Genomic DNA, 17932 nt, shown 5'->3' with positions numbered 1-17932 from the left:
GGATCGTATTCCCGTGAAGCCGCTGGCTTGTTGCTGCACGATCAGCGACGCGCGTTGAGCTGGTGCGACGCGCCTTCATCCTGCGCGAAGAGGCTCAATGGCTGACGGTCACCCGTCCAGCGACTCCGCGAACAGCGCTAGCCGACGCCGGACCCAGCGTTGCGCGGGATCGTGGCGCGTCCGCTCATGCCATGCGCCGATGATCGTGAAACCCGGAACTTCGACCGGCAATGCGGACACCACTAAATTTGGTGCCTTTCGAACCAAACGCTCCGGAACGGCTGCGACAAGATCCGTCTGCTCGATCACCTCCAGCAACCCGAGAAAGCTCGGCGCCGACACCGCGACGCGCCGCGTTCGCCCAAGTGCTTCGAGTGCTGCGTCGACCGGCCCGCGAAACCCGCCCCCATCGGGCGAGACAAGGGCGTGATCCAGCGCGCAGAAGCGATCGAGGTCAAGGTTCCCGCCGGCGGCCGGGTGATCGCGGCGCATCGCGCAGACATAGCGATCCACGAAAAGCCGGCGCGCGAGAAGGGTCGGCGGCGCCTCCTCCGGTGTCAACAAGGCAAGATCGAGATCTCCGCGGGCGATGAGCCCGCTTAGCCTTGCACCCTGAAGCGCTCGCACCGCGAGCCGCGCGCCCGGCGCTTCCCTCTGCAGGACGGCGAGAAACGGGGTCAGCAGCACGCGCTGCGTGTAGTCGCTCGCCGATACCGAGAGCTTGAAATGCGCCGATGCCGGATCGAACTCGGACGGCCGTACGATCGTCTCGACGTCCTTGAGCAACCTCTTGACGGGCTCGGCCAGACTCAACGCTCGCGGCGTCGGCAGCAGGCCACGCTGGGCACGCACGAACAACGGATCACCGAGCGCGCTGCGCAAGCGGGCGAGAGCGGCGCTCACCGCCGGCTGGCTGAGGGCGAGGCGGCCGGCGGCGCGCGTGACACTGCGCTCGTCGATCAAAGCATCGAACGTGCGAAGAAGATTCAGATCAAAAGCTCTGATATCCGACATATCGATAAAACACATCCAAACATGCAATTTGCCTGATATCATTGGAAGCCGCATCTCTCCAGCGAAGTGAGTGGTCCTGAACTCCAGGCCGTACTCCGACAGGTTGGAGACCAGATCGTGAACGTATTCATCGTCCATGCTCATCCGGAGCAGCGTTCGCTCAGCGGGTCGCTGAGGGATGTCGCCGTCGAAACGCTGACGCGCCTAGGCCATGAGGTCCAAGTTTCCGATCTTTACGCGATGAGCTGGAAGCCGACTGCGGATCACGGGGATTTCCCTGCCGTGGACGGCGAGAAGAGGCTCTTCTACGGGCAAGCCTCAAAGGAGGCCTTCCTGGCCGGCACACAGGCACCCGACGTCGCAGCCGAGCAGGAGAAATTGCTGTGGGCCGACGCGGTGATCTTTCAGTTCCCGCTGTGGTGGTATTCCATGCCGGCGATCCTGAAGGGCTGGGTCGAGCGCGTTTTCGCGTACGGCTTCGCTTATGGAGTCGGCAGGCATGACGGCGAGCATTGGGGCGATCGCTTCGGCGAAGGTCGGCTGCTCGGCCGCCGCGCAATGCTCTCGCTGACCATCGGTGGACGCGAACCGCATTATTCGACGCGTGGGGTGAACGGCGCGCTGGACGATGTGTTGTGGCCCATCCAGCACGGCATTCTCTATTATCCCGGCATGGCGGTGCTGCCGCCATTTACGGTCTACGAGGCGGATCGGCTTTCCGCCGAAGGTTGGACCGATACCGCGGCTGCGTATCGGACACGGCTTGAGGGCCTCTTCACCGAGACGCCGATCCCGTTCCGGCGACAGAATGGCGGCCATTATGATGGCAGCCAGGTCTTAAAGCCGGGCCTGGGTGCGGGAGCGAGCGGCTCAGCCATCCATCTCCTGCAGCCTGGCGATCCGCAGGAGCGCCCGATCGTGCCCCCGAAGCCGCCCTGCCCCGCCTTGCCGACAGCGACCGGCTGCGCCCCAGCGGCGCGTTCGGAACATAGTGGGGAAAGGCTGCGGGCATGATCACCTGCGTGGTCGATTATGTGATCTCGCCCGCGAAGCTCGACGCCTTCGAAGCCTTCGCCAAAGCGTGGATGACGCTGGTCGCCGAACATGGCGGCGTTCACCACGGCTATTTCCTCCCGTCCGAAGGCGCGAGCGACCGGGCACTTGCCCTCTTCAGCTTCGAAAGCCTTGCTGCCTACGAGCGATATCGAAAAGGTTTCGGGGTGGATCCGGCGTTCATCGCGGCGGATCGCCTCCGCGACGAAAGCGGCTGCGTCTTGCGCTACGACCGCAGCTTCATGCGGCCATTGCTGCCTGCCTTGGCGCGCGGAACGAACGCGGAGCGGCCCTAGCTGAGGCTGTTTGGAACGCGGCGGACCCCGACTACAGCAATCGTTGTCGAGACCCTCGAGACCGAGTGGCTCGTCGAAATCGATATCATTGCAGCGGCCTAGGAGCATGCGAGGTGATGAAGAACGATGCCGCTGGTGGTGGCAACGTTGAGCGAGTCGAAGCCGCTTGCCATGGCGATCCGTACGCTGGCGACACGGGCGAGCAATTCCGGCGCCAGCCCAGGGCCCTCCGCTCCCAAGAGGACGGCGTTGCGCCGCTTCGGCGCATAGTCCGAAAGCATGCTTGCCCCCGTCGGGCTGAGCGCAATGGTGTCGAAACCGTGACGCGCCAGCAGGGCGAGCGGATCCTCCCCGCGCTCTATGCGGGCAAACGGCACGAGCAGCGCCGCGCCGACCGACACACGGATTGCCTTGCGGTAGAGCGGATCGCAGCAGTCCGCATCCAGCAATATTGCCTTCACGCCGAAGGCTGCGGCGTTGCGGAAGATGCCGCCCATATTGTCGTGGTTGGCGATTGCGGAGAGCAGCAGCACGTCCGAATCCCCTTCCAGACTGCCGAGCAGCGCATCCGCGCTCGGCGTTTCGATGCGCCGACCGATCGCCAGGATGCCGCGATGGAGCGGGAAACCGGCGACGGCATCGAGCACCGGCTGGGCGGCGGCGAAGATCGGCACATCGTCCGGCACCTGCGCGAGCATCGGCGCCAGCGCGTCGATCCGTTTCGCCGCGATCAGCAGAGACAGCGGGCGAAAGGCGGAGCTCGCCAGCATCTTTTCGAGAACGACCAGGCCTTCCGCCATGAACAACCCGTCGCGGCCTACGAGATCGCGCTCGCGAACATCGCGATAGGCCGCTACCCGCATGTCCTCGGGATCGTCGATGATCACCATGGTCGGCATTCCACGTCGCTCCCAACAGGCCAAATCTGAGCGCCCCCTAGCAGAAGAGATGGCGACATTGACCCGGCGCAACGGAACGATAGATTTGGTGCGATGGCGGTGACGTTGAACCACATTCTCGTGCACGCGCACGATGCGAAGCAAACGGCTCGTTTCCTTACCGAGACGCTCGGGCTCGATGCACAACGCCAGCTCGGCCACTTCACCATCGTCCAGGTCGGCGAGACCTCCCTCGATCTCATCGAGACCGAAGAGCCGATCACGCCACGGCATTTCGCCTTCCTCGTCTCGGAGCCGGAATTCGACGAAATCCTGTCGCGAATCAGATCCTGCGAGATCCCGTTCTGGGCCGATCCTTTTCACCGTGATCCGCAGAGCATCAATCACTGGGACGATGGCCGCGGGGTATATTTCGACGACCCGAACGGCCATGTCCTGGAAGTGATCACGCGTCCCTACGGCAGCGGCGGGCTCGATGCAGAGCACCCCAATCCTCTGCTGCGCCGCTGACGATGTCCGTGGCGGAACCGAGCATCCGCAACGCGAAGATGGAGGAGGTGGATGCACTCGCGCAGCTCTGGCTCGATGGCTGGCGCGATGCCCATCTTTCCCTTTTGCCCGTCGAGCTGGCGCGGGCCCGCACTCTGGAGAGTTTTCGGCAGCGGCTGCGAGCAGCACTGGAAGACGTGCGCGTGGTGGTCGACTGCGAAAAGCCGCTCGGCTTCGCATTGGTGAGTGGCGACGAACTGTATCAATTCTATGTCGCCGCGGAAGGGCGCGGAACGGGAGTTGCGGCGCTTCTCATGCAGGATTGTCTCGCGCGTTTCGTGCGCGATGGGTTTGGAACCGCATGGCTCGCCTGTGCGATCGGCAACATGCGCGCTGCGCGATTTTATGAAAAGGCCGGTTGGCGACGTGTGGCGGTAACCACCAGCTTGCTCGAGACTGGCGAGGGCACAATCGCTCTCGACGTCTGGCGCTACGAGATCGCACTCAGCACCGTCACGTGACGGCCACTTCTTTCTTCAACCGGCGAGCATTTTCTCGAAGAAGAAGTCGGCGTAGGGATCGTCGTTGAAGCGCGCGATTTCCCTCCAGCCCCACGCCCGGTACATCGCCAACGCTTCCTCGAGCGCGCGATTGGTATCCAATACCAGCTTGCGCACACCAAACGAAAGCGCCGCCTCTTCAACCGACACCATCAGCTCCCGCGCAATGCCGAGACCACGCGCCGAGCCGGAGACCCACAGCCGTTTCACCTCGGCGCAGCTCTCGCCGGTACGTTTGAGCCCGACGCAGCCGAGAGGAAGATCGTCGATCATCGCGACGAGAAATGTGCCCCGCGGCGCGACCATGTCGCCCGAGTCCGGATCTCGAGACCGGGCCACCTCGAAACCGCCCTCGAAGCGCCTGTCGAGCTCGGCATAATATTCGCGCAGGCAATAGAGCGCTTCGGAACTCTGGGGATGGACTTCGTCAATGCACAGGCGATCGGAGGCGAGCGTGTTCGCGACCAGATCCATTGCCGCCAGCAAGGCCGGGGCGTTCGGGCTGCGGGCAAGAACGACCTCTGCGCGACTGTTCGACAGCCGCTCATAGGCATCGAACTCCCGGCACCCCGCCTCGGTCAGACGGATCACACGACGCCGCCCGTCCGCGGCATCCGGACGTGTGGCGACGAGCCCCTCACCTTCGAGCTCTCGAAGCAGGCGGCTCGCGAGGCCCGAATCCAGCCCAAGATAGGATCGGAGGTCGGCCAGGTCGCTTCGTCCACGCCCGATCGCGTTCAGCATTCTTGCGGCCCCGAGTGGGCGGCCCCGGCCAAGGAACGAGCTGTTGAGCGCCCCGACCTCCGAAGTCACGGCGCGTGCAAAGCGCCGAAAGCGCGCGGCAGGATCTTCGAGCTTCATTTACCTGACCTAGGTCAGATATCCTCGTCCGGTCAATGTTCTGCCTCGGCAGCCCTCAGCCTGTTGCAATCGCCTGGTTGGCTGCGCTGAGCAATGCCTTGACCGATGCACTCGCGACGTCGGTATCGAGGCCCACGCCGAAGAAAGTCGCACCAGCGGGGGTCCGGCACTCGACATAGGCCGCCGCCTGTGCGTCGCTGCCATGGCCGATCGCATGTTCGTGGTAATCGGCGATGTCGAAATTCACGCCGCAGGCATCTTGCAGTGCGTGCAGCACGCCGGACAGAAGGCCGTTGCCGCGCCCTGCGAGCCGCACTTCGCGCCCATTGAAGCGAATCTGACCGATGAATTGGCGATCCCCCTCCCCCATCGAGCGCCCCTCATATTCGACGAGCACCAGCGGTTGCTCGCCGGTCAGCGCATAGGCCTGCTGGAACACCGACCAGATATCCTGCGCCGCGAGTTCGCGGCCGAGCGCATCCGCATGGGCCTGCACATGCCGGCTGAAATCGGCCTGCATCCGCTTGGGCAATTTGAGCTTCTTGTCCTGTTCCAGCACCCAGGCGGCGCCCCCCTTGCCGGACTGCGAATTGACCCGGATCACCGCTTCGTAGGAGCGGCCGAGATCGGCCGGATCGATCGGCAGATAGGGCACGTCCCAGAATTCGTCGTTGCGCTGCGCCTGCGCCGCGAAGCCCTTCTTGATCGCATCCTGATGGCTGCCGGAGAAGGCGGTAAACACCAATTCGCCGGCATAAGGGTGCCGCGGATGGACCGGCAGCGCGTTGCAATGCTGGACGATGCTGACCACCGCGTCGATGTCGGAGAAATCGAGACCGGGGTCGATACCCTGGGTGTAGAGATTGAGCGCCAGGGTTACGAGATCGACATTGCCGGTACGCTCGCCATTGCCGAACAGGCAGCCCTCGACGCGGTCAGCTCCGGCTAGGATCGCCAATTCGGCGGCCGCCACACCTGTACCCCGGTCATTGTGGGGGTGGACCGAAACGACGACGCTGTCGCGGCGCGAGATGTGACGACAGAACCATTCGATCTGGTCGGCGTAGATGTTGGGCGTGGAAGCCTCGACCGTCGCCGGAAGGTTGAAGATGAGCGGCTTTCGAGGAGTAGGCTCGATCACCTCGATCACCGCCTCGCAAACCTCGAGGCTGAAATCCAGTTCGGCCGTCGAAAAGGTCTCCGGACTATATTCGAAGCGCCAGTCGGTACCGGGCCTGCGCTCGGCCTGCTCGCGCATCCTCGTCATGCCGCGGATCGCGATATCCTTGATCCCCGACTTGTCCATTCCGAACACGATGCGGCGCCACGCCGGCGACACGGCATTGTAGAGGTGGACGACGGCCGTGTGCGCGCCTTCCAAACTTTCGAACGATCGATCGATGAGATCATCCCGCGCCTGCGTCAGAACCTGGACGACGACGTCTTCCGGGATCGATCCCGATGTGACGAGGCCGCGTATATAGTCGAATTCGGTCGCGCCGGCGGACGGAAAGCCGATCTCGATCTCCTTCAGCCCAACCTGCACCAGCAGATCGAAGAAGCGCTGCTTCTTCTCCGCGTTCATCGGATCGATCAGCGCCTGATTGCCGTCGCGCATGTCGGTTGAAAGCCAGCGCGGCGCGTTGGTGATCGTTCGCGAAGGCCATATCCGATCCGGCAGATCTACTGCGGGGAACGGGCGGTATTTGATCGATGGGTCGCGCAGCATCGGTGCGCCTCCTGAAGCCTGTTGAATGGAAAACGACAGCGATGCCGCCGCCGGGCAGCCGTCAGTCCCGGCGGCCGCCGATAAGTCGCAGGGTCCCGCGCAGCGAGAGCGTCAGAATCGAGGCGAATGCTGGTTCCACATCGATCGTCTAGAGCAGAAATGCCCCGGGATGCAATGCAGCATTCGCCTCACGGCGACTGCGCGCCGGCAGTCGATCACGACCGCGCAACGCCGGCTGGACGCGCTCGGGCGGGCTGGCTACCGGCGTGCGATGAGTATCATTGCTACGATCATGAACACGTCGACGGGCCTTCCCATTCAGAAGATGGCGTTCGGCCGCATGCCCAAACCCCGGGGTTCCTTTACCCTCGAGAGTGGCGAACTGGTCAAGGCCGAGCGCATCGACGTCGGCAAGCCGGCACCAGGCAAGTTCGTGGTGCCGGTGTCGGTCTGGGTTACGCCAAAGAAGTAAGCAGGAGTGGGTGAGGCCTGCGCGTGGCCCGAAAGCGCGCTCGGGCCCGCCGCTCAGCCGTCGGTAAAGCGTTTCACCTTCACCGGAAGCTTCTTGCCCTTGGTACGGCGCGACGGGATCTGAACCGGGTGCTTCTTCTTCCATTGCGCCCAGGTCATTGGTCCGTCCGGCGTTTGGATGATCTCATCGTCCAGCGACATAAGCGCTCCTCATCTTGCCCACGGGCGTCCGCATAGCACGACGCCGCCTTGCTCGCGCCGTGCAGGTTCCTGCTGAACGCGAAGCGACCGCCAAAGAGCCTAGCTTGGCCGTCGACAAAGCCTTCGGTCGCGATCGTATCGAAGGTCGTGCGTCGCATAGCCGGCGCGAACCTGCGCACAAGACAAGTCGATGCCACCGGAACTGCACCAGGCATTCTGGCGACGGTATGACATGCCTCCATCTTTTCGGCAGCGCAAAGTCTTGCCGAGCGCAAGTTTCTGCAGATGGCGCTTCGAGGCCACGGGGTCTCCCGCCACGCAAACCCGGCCGCGGCGCCCCCCGCATCCCCTGATTTCCGGCGCGTCGACGGCACGCAACCGCACCTTCACCCCGCTCTCGCAGGTCAGAGTGTCACCGTCATAGACGCTGACGACGGCACAGACGAACACAGCAGACGCAAACATCACGGCAACAGCCGAAAGCCTTTTCAACGCGGGATAACACCGTCCCGCGCACCCCGTAGCGTCCGGTCGGGCGATCTGGAAGCGCATAGGCTCGGGACGCCTGCGCGATGCCCCCTTGGCACAACAAACATATACTTGCGACCCGCCTTCATTACCGCCGCGCTGCTGGCACCCCATTCCAACCCATAGTGCCGCGTGCGCCCGCTCCGCTGCACCAGGACGTCCGCTATGCGGCGCTGGTGAGCTTGTTCGAGCAATGGCGGGCATTTCAGCCTCCCGTTTTGCTGGACGGCGTTCCCGATAATTGTGAAGCAGGAATGGCGCTGATGGCTTCAGCGTCGCCACGGCGGAAGCAGCGACTTGCCGCGATTTAGGCCTCCGGCTCGCGGGTCGAGCAGCGCAGCGATCACAAGCTGATCTCCGACGAGTTGCTTGCCCAGTGAGCACGGCGCTTCGGGCCGCGCCCCGACTGGGCGGGCGCGGCCGGCAAGATCATTGCGCCGCCGGCGAAGGCTCGGCGTGGCGCAGCGCGCTGCGGCGGCGGCCATAAGCGAGATAGACGGCGAGCCCGAGCAGGTTCCAGATCAGGAAGCGGACGATCGTCGATCCGGGCAGGCTGATGAACAGATAGAGGCACCCGAGGATCGCGGCGGTGCCGACCACATAGGCTTGCGGACAGCGGAACAGCCGCGCCGCATTCGGCGCCGTGCGCCGCAGGATCATCATGCTGGCGGCGACCGCGACGAAGGCTACCAGCGTGCCGGCATTCGCCAGTTCGGCGATCTCGTCGAGCCGGAAGAAACCTGCGACGGCCGCAACGACCACTCCGGTCAGCAAGGTGATCACGGTCGGCGCGCCGGTGCGCGAGCTCACTGCAGCGAGACGTCTCGGCAGCAGCCCGTCGCGTGCCATCACGAAGAAGATGCGGCTCTGACCGTACATCATCACCAGGATCACGGAGGGCAGCGCGATCACTGCGGCGAGGGCGATAAGATGGGCGGCGAGCGGATGATCGAGCGTCCGCAGCACGAGAGCGAGCGGCTCCGGCGAATTGGCGAGGGCGGTGAACGGCATGGCCCCGATCGCGGATATCGCCACCAGCATGTAGATGAGCGTGCACACCGCCATCGACCCGATGATGCCGATGGTCAGATCACGGCCCGGCTGCTTCGCCTCTTCGGCCGAGGTGGCGACGGCGTCGAAGCCGTAAAAGGCGAAGAAGACGATGGCGGCCGCGGCCATGACGCCCCTCTTCTCGCCCATGATCTCGGTGCTGGCGAAGCCATAGGGCATGAACGGCTGGAGATTCTCGCCTTGAAAGGCGGGCAATGCGAACAGCACGAAGATGCTGAGCGCGACCAGCTTGATGATCACCAGAATGATGTTCAGGGTCGCGCTTTCCCGGGTGCCGGCGATCAGCAGGCCCATGATCGACAGCGCCACGATCACCGCGGGCAGATTGATGACGCCGCCGGCATGCGGCCCGACCAGCAGCGCCTGCGGCAGTTCGACGCCCGCTGCTTGTAGCCAGCCGACCAGATAGCCCGACCAGCCGACGGCAACCGTCGAGCAGGCGAGCGAATATTCGAGCACCAGGCTCCAGCCGATCACCCAGGCGACCCCCTCGCCCATCGCGACGTAGCTGAACGTGTAGGCGCTACCCGCGGCCGGGACCATGGTCGCCATCTCGGCATAAGCGAGCGCCGCGCAGGCACAGACCGCGCCCGCAATGGCGAACGCCAGGATCACCGCCGGCCCGGCCCGTTCGGCGCCGACGCCTGTCAGCGTGTAGATGCCGGTGCCGACGATCGCGCCGACTCCGAGGGCGATCAAATGCGGCCAGCTGAGGGTCTTGGCGAGACGATGCCCGGCGCCGTGGCTGCCGGCTGTTTCGATCGATTTACGCGGTCCGAACATCGTTTCCCCTTCGCAGTGGTTTAGCTTCCCTCACCCGCCGAATTTGCCAGCTGGGCTCTCAGATCCTCGAGCGTGCCGCGGATGTGCGCCGCCAGCAGCCCGGAAATTCCCTCCGCGTCGCGGGCCAGCCACGCTTCGATCAATTGCTTGTGCTCAAGATGGGCGCGGTGCTCGCGCCCGGCGGGCTTCAGATGAGTCACCACATAGCGCTCGGACAGGATCGCCAGCCGCTCGACAAGCTGCGTCGTCAGCAGTCGCCCGCCTGGACGCACCAAAGCCGTATGAAAAGCGCGGTTGCGCACCGCCACTTCGACACCGGCGTCGAGCGCGGCGCTGTCGAGCGCCTCATAGGCTTCGACCGCGGCAGCACGACCGGCATCGTCGGCGAGCAACGCTCCTCGGCCGGCGGCCTGGGGCTCAAGACTGAGGCGAAGCTCAAAAATCTCTTCGGCGGATTCGGCCGACATCGGCCGGACGAAGTATCCGCGGTTTGCCTGGCTGACGAGCAGCCCCTCCTGCTCCAACCGGGCCAATGCCTCGCGCAAGGGTATCTTGCTGACACCGAGCTCGTTGGCGAGCGCATCCTGGCGAATTGGCAAAAGATCGGGCAGCTTGCCGAGCACGATGCGCTCGCGGATGATCTCGAAGATCTGCTCGGACAGGGTGCGAACGACGATGCTCATTCCGGGAGGCTCCTGCTCGACCGAGCCGCGACGGCCGGGAGCCGGGATCTGGCATCGATCACTTGACCTGAAAGCCTTCCCAGAAAGGATCGGCGCGATCAATCCAGATCGTGTTGAACCCGGTCGCCACTGCGGATCCTTCAATCGAGGGTATGATCGCGGGTCGATCGGCGAGCGACGTTTCCTGCTCGACCCGTCCGACGAAGCGGCTGCCGATATAGCTTTCGTGGACGAAGCGATCGCCCGTTGCCAGCCGGCCGGTACCCGCGAGATGGGCGAGCCGCGCCGACGTGCCGGTCCCGCAGGGACTGCGGTCGATCGCCCGGTCGCCATAGAAGACGGCGTTGCGACCGTCGGCACCATCGCCGCGCGGCGCGTCCGCCCACAGCACATGGCTCACCCCGCGAATGGTCGGATCCAGCGGATGCACCGGCTCGAACTTGGCGCGAACCCCTTCGCGAACTCGCCCGCTGAGCTCGACGAGGCGGGAAGCACCCAGCGCATCGAGCCCCTGATACGCCCCTTGCGGCTCGATGATCGCGTAGAAATTGCCGCCGTAAGCAACGTCGATGCTGAGCGGCCCGATCCCCTCGACATCGACCTCGATGCCACGCGCGGCGACGTACGAAGCGACGTTGGTGATCCGCACCGAGGTGATCTTGTCGCCCTCCTGCGCATAGGCGATGTCCAGGAGACCCGCCGGCACCTCGACGCGCAACCTGCCAGGCTTGGCAGGAACGATAAGACCGTGCTCCAGCCCGAACGTCACCATGCCGATCGTGCCATGGCCGCACATCGGCAGGCATCCGGACGTTTCAATGAACAGAATACCGATATCGTTGGCGGCATCAGTGGGCGGGTAGAGGAACCCGCCCGACATCATGTCGTGGCCGCGCGGCTCGAAACACAGGCCGGTGCGGATCCAATCGAAACGCGCAAGGAAATCCTGTCGGCGCTCCGACATCGACGCGCCCTTCAGCAAGGGCGCTCCTCCGGCGACCAGCCGCACCGGATTCCCTGCCGTATGTCCGTCGATGCAGAAGAAGGTGTTGCGCATGTCGTTTCCGGGTCAGGCCGCCCGGGCGGCCGCGGACGTGATTTGCGGACGGGTCGCTGCAGCCTGCTCGACCATAGCGATGATCTCGGCCCGCCGCGCCCCTTCAAGCACCAGCCGCGGCGGCAGAACGCGCTCGGAGCCTCGGCCCATCACTTGCTCGCTGAGCTTGATCGCCTGCACCAGATCATGCTCGGCATCGAGGTGGAGAAGCGGCATGAACCAGCGGTAGATTGCAAGCGCGGTGGCATGGTCGCCGCGCTGGAACGCTGCAACCAGCTCCACCGATTCCCGTGGGAAGGCATTGGTAAGGCCGGATACCCAGCCTTGCGCGCCGAGATACAGGCCTTCGAGAGCAACGTCGTCGAGCCCGGCGAACAGGATGTAACGATCGCCGAAACGGTTCCGGAAATCGCTGAAACGGCGCGTGTCCGGCGCCGATTCCTTGACGGCGACGATGTTCTCGACCCCGACCAGGGCCTCCAGCACCTCGGCATCGATGGTCGTCCGGTAGGCCGGCGGATTGTTGTACAGCATGATCGGGAGCGCGGTGGCGTCGGCGACGCCCTTGAAGTGAGCAACCAGCTCGTTCCGCTTCGGGACGTAGACCATCGGCGGCAATAGCATCAGGCCATCGGCGCCAACGCTCTCGGCAGCCTGCGCATAACGTACCGCACGGCGGAGATCATATTCCGAGCAGCCGGTGACGACCGGCACTCGGCCGGCCACGACGTCGACGATCGCGGTAAGCGTCGCGACCTTCTCCTCATAGGTGAGCGAGTTGTTCTCACCGACGGTACCCAAGGCTATGATACCGGTCACGCCGTCGCGGATGAGATCGTCCACCACACGCTGCGTATTCTCGAAATCGATCGTAAGATCCTCGTGCAACTGCGTTGTCACTGCAGGGAACACGCCCTTCCATCCGATTGCCATATGCTCGATCATCCGTTCACCTTGAAGACTTATACGGTATACGATATGAAGTTGCGCGGTGCAACCAAGGAAATGGCGTGAGCGAAATTGTTGTCATCGGTGGAGGTGTAATCGGCCTCGCCACTGCAGTGACCCTGGCGCGCCAAGGGCATGGCGTAAGGGTGATCGAAGCGTCGCCGGTGCGCAATGCCGCATCGTGGGGCAATGCGGGCCACATCGCGGTCGAACAGGTGTCTCCGCTCGCCGCGCCGGCGACTCTGCGCACAATTCCAAAGCGGCTGTTCTCCGCCGGCGGCGCGCTCGCCTTGCCTCCATCGATGATCCGTCACTGGCTGCCGTTCGGCCTGCGTATGCTGCGCGCCTCCAGCCCCCGCTGCTTCGAAGCCGGGCGGCACGCACTCGCCGGCCTGCTCGCCGACGCGATGCCGGCCTGGAGCCGGCTGCTCACGGCGGTCGCGCGCCCGGATCTGCTGCGCTGCGACGGCCATATCATCGCCTGGGAATCGACGCGCTCGGCCGCGGCCGGTCGCGCGGCCTGGGAGGCGGCCGAGACCGGCTCCGCGCGGATCGACGCCGTGCAGGAGGGCGATCTGGCAATGCTCCGAGAGATGACCGGGGGCCGCATCGCCGACGCGATCCAGTTCCACGGCAGCGGCCAGATCAGCGACCTCGACCAGCTTGCCGACGTTCTGGAGGAAGCCCTCCTCACCGCCGGCGGAGAGATCATCCGCAGCGCGGCGGCGCTTCATGTCGAGAATGGCCGCGCGTCCGTGAAGGGCCATGCCGCCGAACTCGTGCTCGTCGCCGCCGGCGTCGGATCGCGCTCCCTCATGACTACGGCCGGACACTACGCACCGCTGATTGCCGAGCGGGGCTACCATATCCGCGCTTCGGCCGATCGCTGGCCTGCGCAGCTGCCGCCTTTGGTGTTGGAAGACAGATCTATGATCGTCACCCGCTATGCCGATTGCGTGCAGGCCGCGAGCTTCGTCGAATTCGGCGCCCCCGATGCCCCGGCCGATCCCCGCAAATGGCAGCGCCTCGAGCGGCATGTCTCAGAAATCGGCCTGCCGCTGCGAGGACCATTCACCCGCTGGATGGGGGCGCGGCCGACCTTGCCCGATTATCTGCCGGCGATCGGCCGCTCGCGCCGCGTCCCGAACCTGCTTTATGCGTTCGGCCACCAGCATCTCGGACTGACGCTCGCACCCGTCACGGCCGAGATCGTGTCGGCACTGGTGTGTGGCGAGACCGTCCCCGTGGATCTCGCACCGTTCGCAGTCGAGCGTTTCGGAAGGAAGCATCAAGCATGACCATCGGAGGTTCAAGCTACGAAGCGGAGCTGGCGGCGATCCGCCCTTGGGCTCACCTGGCGCCGCCGATCACGCGTGACGAGCGGCAGTCGCGCCTCGACCGTGCCCGGGTGCTGACCGAGGCGGCCGGCGCGGATGCCCTGCTCGTCAATGCCGGCGCCAGCCTGCGCTATTTCACCGGCCTCGCGTGGAGCCCCAGCGAGCGCATGGTTGCCCTGCTGCTGCCGGTGAACGGGCCGGCCTCGATCATCTGTCCGGCGTTCGAACGCGGCACGCTCGAGGCCGGTCTCGACAGCCGGGCGGAGCTCCTGCTCTGGGAGGAAGATGAGGATCCGGTCGCGTTGACCGCCGGCGCGCTTGCCCCCGGTTCGACGTTGGCGCTCGACCCCCTGCTGCCGTTCCAATGGGGCGAGAAGCTGCGGCGCACCGGACTCTCCGTAATCGATGGCGCGCCCGCGATCGACGGCTGCCGCAAGTGCAAATCGGCGGCCGAGTTGCAGCTGCTCGCGCAAGCAAAGGCGATGACTCTCGAAGTTCACCGCCGTGCAGCGCGCATTCTCGCGCCCGGCATCGCCGCAAGCACGGTCGTCCGGTTCATCGACGAAGCCCACCGCGCGATCGGCGGCGGCGCCTCCACCTTCTGCATCGTTCAGTTCGGCCATGCGACTGCGTTCCCGCACGGCCTGCCGGGCGATCAGATCCTGAAGGAGGATCAGCTCGTGCTGATCGATACCGGCTGCCGGGTCGAGGGTTATCATTCCGACATCACCCGGACCTATGCCTTCGGTCGTGCGAGCGCCGAGGAACGGGCGATCTGGTCACTTGAGAAGGAGGCGCAGGCCGCCGCGTTCGATGCGGTGCAGCCCGGCGCCCCCTGCGAAGCGGTCGACGCCGCCGCGCGGCGCGTGCTCGAAGCGGCGGGCCTCGGCCCCGATTTCCGTCTCCCCGGTCTGCCGCACCGGACCGGTCACGGTATTGGCCTATCCATCCACGAACCCGCTTACCTCGTCCGCGGCGACAGGACGCCCCTTGCGCCCGGAATGTGCTTCTCGAACGAGCCGATGATCGTCGTCCCGGGCAAGTTCGGCATCCGCCTGGAAGATCATTTCCACGTCACCGATACCGGTGCCGCCTGGTTCACCGAACCCCAGGTCTCGATCGACCGGCCGTTCGGCTGAGAGGAGCACACCTCCGGGGCTTACCGCTCGATCGGATAGGGCCCCTTGCCGCCGTCCGCGATCAACTGGTCGATCCGATCCTTGATCACCGGCAGCGGCACGGATCCGAGCGACAGCACCGCGTCGTGGAAGGCGCGGATGTCGAATTTGTCGCCAAGCGCGTGTTGCGCGCGCGCGCGCTGCTCCTGGATTGCGAGCTCGCCCATATAATAAGAAAGGGCCTGCCCTGGCCAGGCGATGTAGCGATCGACTTCCGTGGTCACTTCGTGCTCGGCAAGTGCGGTGTTGTCGAGCAGGAAGGCGATCGCCTGCGCTCGGGTCCACCCTTTGGTGTGGATGCCGGTATCGACCACCAGCCGCGCCGCGCGCCACATCTGGTAGCTCAGCATCCCGAACAGATCATAGGGCGTTTCGTACATGCCCATCTCTTCGCCAAGCGCTTCCGAATAGAGGGCCCAGCCCTCGCCATAGGCCGAAAGATAGGACTCGCGCCGGAACTTGGGCAGGCTGTCATTCTCGTTGGCGAGCGGCATCTGGAAGGCGTGGCCGGGCGCGCTTTCGTGCAGCGTCAAAGCGGGCAGCGAGTAGAGCGCGCGGGCCGAAAGATTGTAGGTGTTGACCAAGTAGATGCCGGGCCCGCCGCGGCCGCTCGTGTAGAAAGGCGCGATCGCCTCCGGCACCGGCTTGATTGCGAAGCGGCTTCGCGGCAGCCGCCCGAACCAGTCGCCGGCCTTGCCGTCGAAGGTCTTGGCGATCCATGCGGCGCGATCGAGTAGTTCCTGCGGCGTCTTCGCGTAGAATCGCGGATCCGTACGGAGGAAGGTCAGGAACGCCTTGAGATCGCCTTCGAACTTCACGTTACGCATGACATCGTGCATGCGTGCACGGATCTTCGCGACTTCGCGCAAGCCGATCCGGTGGATCTCTTCCGCGGGAAGATCGAGCGTTACGAATTCGCGGATCTTCGCCTGATAATAAGCTTTACCGTCCGGAAGATCGTAGGCGGCGAGCGCGGTTCGCGCCTTGGGGAAATAGTCGCCGCGCAGGAACGTCAGCAGGTCGCGATGCGCCGGGATCACCGCTTCGGCGATGGCCGCCTTGCCCGCCGTGCGCAATTCCGCCTGCCTTGGCCTGGGGATCGCGTCGGGCATCGCCTTGAAGGGCGCGTAATACGGCGATGCCTCGGGAGTTTTCGCCCCGGCGACCTCGACGACCCCGGATTCCCGTCCCTCCAGCGTCACCTTGGGCGGGGTGAAGCCGCGCGCGAGGCCGGCGCGCATGTTGACGATCTGCTGCGCGAAATGACCCGGCATCGTTCGCAGCATCTGAATGTAATTGCGATAATCGGTTTCGGTGCGGAAGCTCTCGCCTCCGACGCCGGCAATGTCACCCCAGAAACTGCTGTCGGCGTTGAGGGGCTTTTCGTACTCGCGATAGCGTTGGCCCGCGAGCAGCGCCTCGATCTGGGCGCTGTAGACCGCGAAGTTGACCCGGTTCTCCGGCGACAGAGCGCCCGGATCGATGGACGCCAGCTGCGCCGCGACCGCAGTCCAGCGGGCCAGCTTTTCGGCCTGCACCTTCGGACCGACGTCAGGAAATCGATCGGGAATGCTTCGCGGCCCATCCTCGCTGGGCCCGTTGAGCCGCTCCCGCCATGCATATTCGTCCGTGTAGATGGTTTCGAACCGTGCGTCGGCGGAACTCTTGGCGGCCCGCTCCGCAGCGGCCGGCACCTGTGCGGAGACGGCGGCGGAGGTCAGCGTCAACGCGTGAACCAGCAGGAAGGTTTTCATTCGGCCTCCAAGAGCTTTTCGATATCGGCATGGAGAGCGGCCGGAATGACCACACCCTCCTTCAGGCTCCTCGCGCGGGCGGCATAGCGGCGCGATGAGGGCAAGCGTGCCCCTTGCACTTCGATCGCCTCGAACATCGCCTCGGCCTCGATCAACGCGCCGGCAACCGACCCGCCGAGAAAGCCGGCCGGATCGATCGCGATGATCAATTCTCCGCCGATCGGCGAACCGCCGCGCGCTTGATCGGCCTCGAGCGATTGCCTGCTGGTCAGATCGCCAATGAGCGGGCCGGCCATCAACTCCACCATTGCCGCCAGCGCGGAGCCCTTGTGGCCGCCGAAGGTGCGCATCGCGCCGTTCAGCACCGCCTCCGCGTCGGACGTCGGCCGCCCTTGCGAATCAAAGCCCCAGCTTTCGGGCACCGACTTGCCGGCCCGGCGATGAAGCTCGATCTCGCCGCGCGCAACGGCGCTGGTCGCGAAATCGAAGACGAACGGCTCCCGCCCCGGTCGCGGCCAGCCGAACGCGATCGGATTGGTGCCGAACACCGGCCGCGTTCCGCCGGCCGGCGCCACCCAGGCGTGGCTCGGTGTCAGCGCAAGGACGACCAGCCCGTCTTCGGCCAATGCTTCGACCTCGGGCCAGAGCGCCGCGAAATGGACGACGTCGTTCAGCGCCATTGCGGCGATCCCGTAACGGCGCGCCTTCGTCACCAGGCGCGGACGGCCGAGCGCAAAGGCGAGCTGGGCAAAGCCGAAGTCACCGCGGACTCGGATCAGGGCTGGCGCGGGCTCCTCGATGCGGGGTGTCGGATCGGGGGATACGATGCCTTTCCGAATGCTGTTTACGGCAACCAGCAGGCGATACGCTCCATGCGACGCGCAACCGTCGCGCTCGCCGGCGACGATCGTCTCGGCCACGGCGTCGGCATGGTCGCCGGCTAGACCGGCGGCGCGCAGCACGCGTATCGCGAGCGCACGAAGCTCCGCCAGGGACATGCTGATACCGGTTTCCGCCGTC

Annotated in this window: 18 protein-coding genes; 7 read left to right on the top strand and 11 right to left on the bottom strand. The window is 65.1% G+C overall.

Annotated features, from left to right (window positions below):
- Positions 1-108 precede the first annotated feature (108 nt).
- Positions 109-1158 (bottom strand): LysR family transcriptional regulator, encoded by a 1050-nt coding sequence (locus tag C7I55_RS12655; RefSeq protein WP_233222192.1) that lies wholly within the window; start codon positions 1156-1158, stop codon positions 109-111.
- Here C7I55_RS12655 and C7I55_RS12650 point away from each other — a divergent pair.
- Together C7I55_RS12650 and C7I55_RS12645 are read left to right on the top strand one after the other, a co-directional pair.
- Positions 1132-2028 (top strand): NAD(P)H-dependent oxidoreductase, encoded by an 897-nt coding sequence (locus C7I55_RS12650; protein ID WP_106513351.1) that lies wholly within the window; start codon positions 1132-1134, stop codon positions 2026-2028. The two genes, C7I55_RS12655 and C7I55_RS12650, sit on opposite strands and share 27 nt — an antisense overlap.
- Positions 2025-2363 (top strand): NIPSNAP family protein, encoded by a 339-nt coding sequence (locus C7I55_RS12645; RefSeq protein ID WP_106513350.1) that lies wholly within the window; start codon positions 2025-2027, stop codon positions 2361-2363. Before C7I55_RS12650 ends, C7I55_RS12645 begins: the two co-directional genes overlap by 4 nt.
- Before the next feature lie 98 nt (positions 2364-2461).
- On the opposite strand, the gene C7I55_RS12635 is transcribed toward C7I55_RS12645, so the two are convergent.
- On the bottom strand, positions 2462-3262 hold the full coding sequence (locus C7I55_RS12635) for a TrmH family RNA methyltransferase (protein ID WP_106513349.1): 801 nt from the start codon (positions 3260-3262) through the stop codon (positions 2462-2464).
- Between the two features lie 93 nt (positions 3263-3355).
- Between C7I55_RS12635 and C7I55_RS12630 the strand changes: the two genes are divergently transcribed.
- Entirely contained in the window at positions 3356-3772 is a 417-nt protein-coding gene (locus tag C7I55_RS12630; protein WP_106513348.1) for a VOC family protein, read from the top strand.
- A gap of 8 nt (positions 3773-3780) precedes the next feature.
- Positions 3781-4272 carry a GNAT family N-acetyltransferase gene (locus tag C7I55_RS12625; RefSeq protein WP_199192816.1) on the top strand — a complete coding sequence of 164 codons (492 nt, stop codon included), beginning with the start codon at positions 3781-3783 and terminating at the stop codon, positions 4270-4272.
- Between the two features lie 15 nt (positions 4273-4287).
- On the opposite strand, the gene C7I55_RS12620 is transcribed toward C7I55_RS12625, so the two are convergent.
- A complete protein-coding gene (locus tag C7I55_RS12620; protein ID WP_199192815.1) occupies positions 4288-5055 on the bottom strand; it encodes a bifunctional helix-turn-helix transcriptional regulator/GNAT family N-acetyltransferase in 768 nt (255 codons plus the stop codon).
- A 172-nt stretch (positions 5056-5227) separates the two neighbouring features.
- Entirely contained in the window at positions 5228-6901 is a 1674-nt protein-coding gene (leuA, locus tag C7I55_RS12615) for a 2-isopropylmalate synthase (RefSeq protein WP_106513346.1), read from the bottom strand.
- A 271-nt stretch (positions 6902-7172) separates the two neighbouring features.
- Between leuA and C7I55_RS12610 the strand changes: the two genes are divergently transcribed.
- On the top strand, positions 7173-7373 hold the full coding sequence (locus tag C7I55_RS12610; RefSeq protein ID WP_106513863.1) for a hypothetical protein: 201 nt from the start codon (positions 7173-7175) through the stop codon (positions 7371-7373).
- A 53-nt stretch (positions 7374-7426) separates the two neighbouring features.
- Here C7I55_RS12610 and C7I55_RS28500 read toward each other — a convergent pair whose 3' ends face one another.
- From C7I55_RS28500 to C7I55_RS12585, 5 genes are all read right to left on the bottom strand, one after another.
- Entirely contained in the window at positions 7427-7573 is a 147-nt protein-coding gene (locus C7I55_RS28500; RefSeq protein WP_199192814.1) for a hypothetical protein, read from the bottom strand.
- 957 nt (positions 7574-8530) lie between these two features.
- Positions 8531-9955 carry an amino acid permease gene (locus C7I55_RS12600; RefSeq protein WP_106513344.1) on the bottom strand — a complete coding sequence of 475 codons (1425 nt, stop codon included), beginning with the start codon at positions 9953-9955 and terminating at the stop codon, positions 8531-8533.
- Between the two features lie 20 nt (positions 9956-9975).
- Positions 9976-10638: a GntR family transcriptional regulator gene (locus C7I55_RS12595; RefSeq protein WP_106513343.1), complete on the bottom strand. Its 663-nt coding sequence runs from the start codon at positions 10636-10638 to the stop codon at positions 9976-9978.
- Between the two features lie 58 nt (positions 10639-10696).
- Entirely contained in the window at positions 10697-11695 is a 999-nt protein-coding gene (locus C7I55_RS12590; RefSeq protein ID WP_106513342.1) for a 4-hydroxyproline epimerase, read from the bottom strand.
- A gap of 12 nt (positions 11696-11707) precedes the next feature.
- On the bottom strand, positions 11708-12628 hold the full coding sequence (locus C7I55_RS12585; RefSeq protein ID WP_106513341.1) for a dihydrodipicolinate synthase family protein: 921 nt from the start codon (positions 12626-12628) through the stop codon (positions 11708-11710).
- Between the two features lie 77 nt (positions 12629-12705).
- Between C7I55_RS12585 and C7I55_RS12580 the strand changes: the two genes are divergently transcribed.
- Together C7I55_RS12580 and C7I55_RS12575 are read left to right on the top strand one after the other, a co-directional pair.
- Positions 12706-13941: an NAD(P)/FAD-dependent oxidoreductase gene (locus C7I55_RS12580; RefSeq protein WP_106513340.1), complete on the top strand. Its 1236-nt coding sequence runs from the start codon at positions 12706-12708 to the stop codon at positions 13939-13941.
- On the top strand, positions 13938-15119 hold the full coding sequence (locus C7I55_RS12575) for a M24 family metallopeptidase (protein WP_106513339.1): 1182 nt from the start codon (positions 13938-13940) through the stop codon (positions 15117-15119). The genes C7I55_RS12580 and C7I55_RS12575 overlap by 4 nt, the downstream gene beginning before the upstream one ends.
- A gap of 20 nt (positions 15120-15139) precedes the next feature.
- Here C7I55_RS12575 and C7I55_RS12570 read toward each other — a convergent pair whose 3' ends face one another.
- Both C7I55_RS12570 and C7I55_RS12565 read right to left on the bottom strand, forming a co-directional pair.
- Positions 15140-16912 carry a DUF885 domain-containing protein gene (locus tag C7I55_RS12570; protein ID WP_106513338.1) on the bottom strand — a complete coding sequence of 591 codons (1773 nt, stop codon included), beginning with the start codon at positions 16910-16912 and terminating at the stop codon, positions 15140-15142.
- Complete coding sequence (locus tag C7I55_RS12565; RefSeq protein ID WP_106513862.1) at positions 16909-17910, bottom strand: Ldh family oxidoreductase; 1002 nt, start codon at positions 17908-17910, stop codon at positions 16909-16911. The genes C7I55_RS12570 and C7I55_RS12565 overlap by 4 nt, the downstream gene beginning before the upstream one ends.
- Positions 17911-17932 lie beyond the last annotated feature (22 nt).

The sequence above is a fragment of the Allosphingosinicella deserti genome (assembly GCF_003012735.1).
In the GTDB taxonomy this organism is placed as follows: Bacteria; Pseudomonadota; Alphaproteobacteria; order Sphingomonadales; family Sphingomonadaceae; genus Allosphingosinicella; species Allosphingosinicella deserti.
The sequence above is the reverse complement of the archived record's forward strand: the minus strand, read 5'-3'. Positions and strand labels throughout refer to the sequence as shown.

Bases quoted from the DNA above. Each gene is read 5' to 3' on its own strand.
- C7I55_RS12655 (WP_233222192.1), bottom strand. From the start codon at position 1,158: ATGAGCATGGACGATGAATACGTTCACGATCTGGTCTCCAACCTGTCG.
- C7I55_RS12645 (WP_106513350.1), top strand. From the start codon at position 2,025: ATGATCACCTGCGTGGTCGATTATGTGATCTCGCCCGCGAAGCTCGAC.
- C7I55_RS12635 (WP_106513349.1), bottom strand. From the start codon at position 3,262: ATGCCGACCATGGTGATCATCGACGATCCCGAGGACATGCGGGTAGCG.
- C7I55_RS12630 (WP_106513348.1), top strand. From the start codon at position 3,356: ATGGCGGTGACGTTGAACCACATTCTCGTGCACGCGCACGATGCGAAG.
- C7I55_RS12620 (WP_199192815.1), bottom strand. From the start codon at position 5,055: ATGCTGAACGCGATCGGGCGTGGACGAAGCGACCTGGCCGACCTCCGA.
- leuA (WP_106513346.1), bottom strand. From the start codon at position 6,901: ATGCTGCGCGACCCATCGATCAAATACCGCCCGTTCCCCGCAGTAGAT.
- C7I55_RS12610 (WP_106513863.1), top strand. From the start codon at position 7,173: ATGAGTATCATTGCTACGATCATGAACACGTCGACGGGCCTTCCCATT.
- C7I55_RS28500 (WP_199192814.1), bottom strand. From the start codon at position 7,573: ATGTCGCTGGACGATGAGATCATCCAAACGCCGGACGGACCAATGACC.
- C7I55_RS12600 (WP_106513344.1), bottom strand. From the start codon at position 9,955: ATGTTCGGACCGCGTAAATCGATCGAAACAGCCGGCAGCCACGGCGCC.
- C7I55_RS12595 (WP_106513343.1), bottom strand. From the start codon at position 10,638: ATGAGCATCGTCGTTCGCACCCTGTCCGAGCAGATCTTCGAGATCATC.
- C7I55_RS12590 (WP_106513342.1), bottom strand. From the start codon at position 11,695: ATGCGCAACACCTTCTTCTGCATCGACGGACATACGGCAGGGAATCCG.
- C7I55_RS12585 (WP_106513341.1), bottom strand. From the start codon at position 12,628: ATGGCAATCGGATGGAAGGGCGTGTTCCCTGCAGTGACAACGCAGTTG.
- C7I55_RS12575 (WP_106513339.1), top strand. From the start codon at position 13,938: ATGACCATCGGAGGTTCAAGCTACGAAGCGGAGCTGGCGGCGATCCGC.
- C7I55_RS12570 (WP_106513338.1), bottom strand. From the start codon at position 16,912: ATGAAAACCTTCCTGCTGGTTCACGCGTTGACGCTGACCTCCGCCGCC.
- C7I55_RS12565 (WP_106513862.1), bottom strand. From the start codon at position 17,910: ATGTCCCTGGCGGAGCTTCGTGCGCTCGCGATACGCGTGCTGCGCGCC.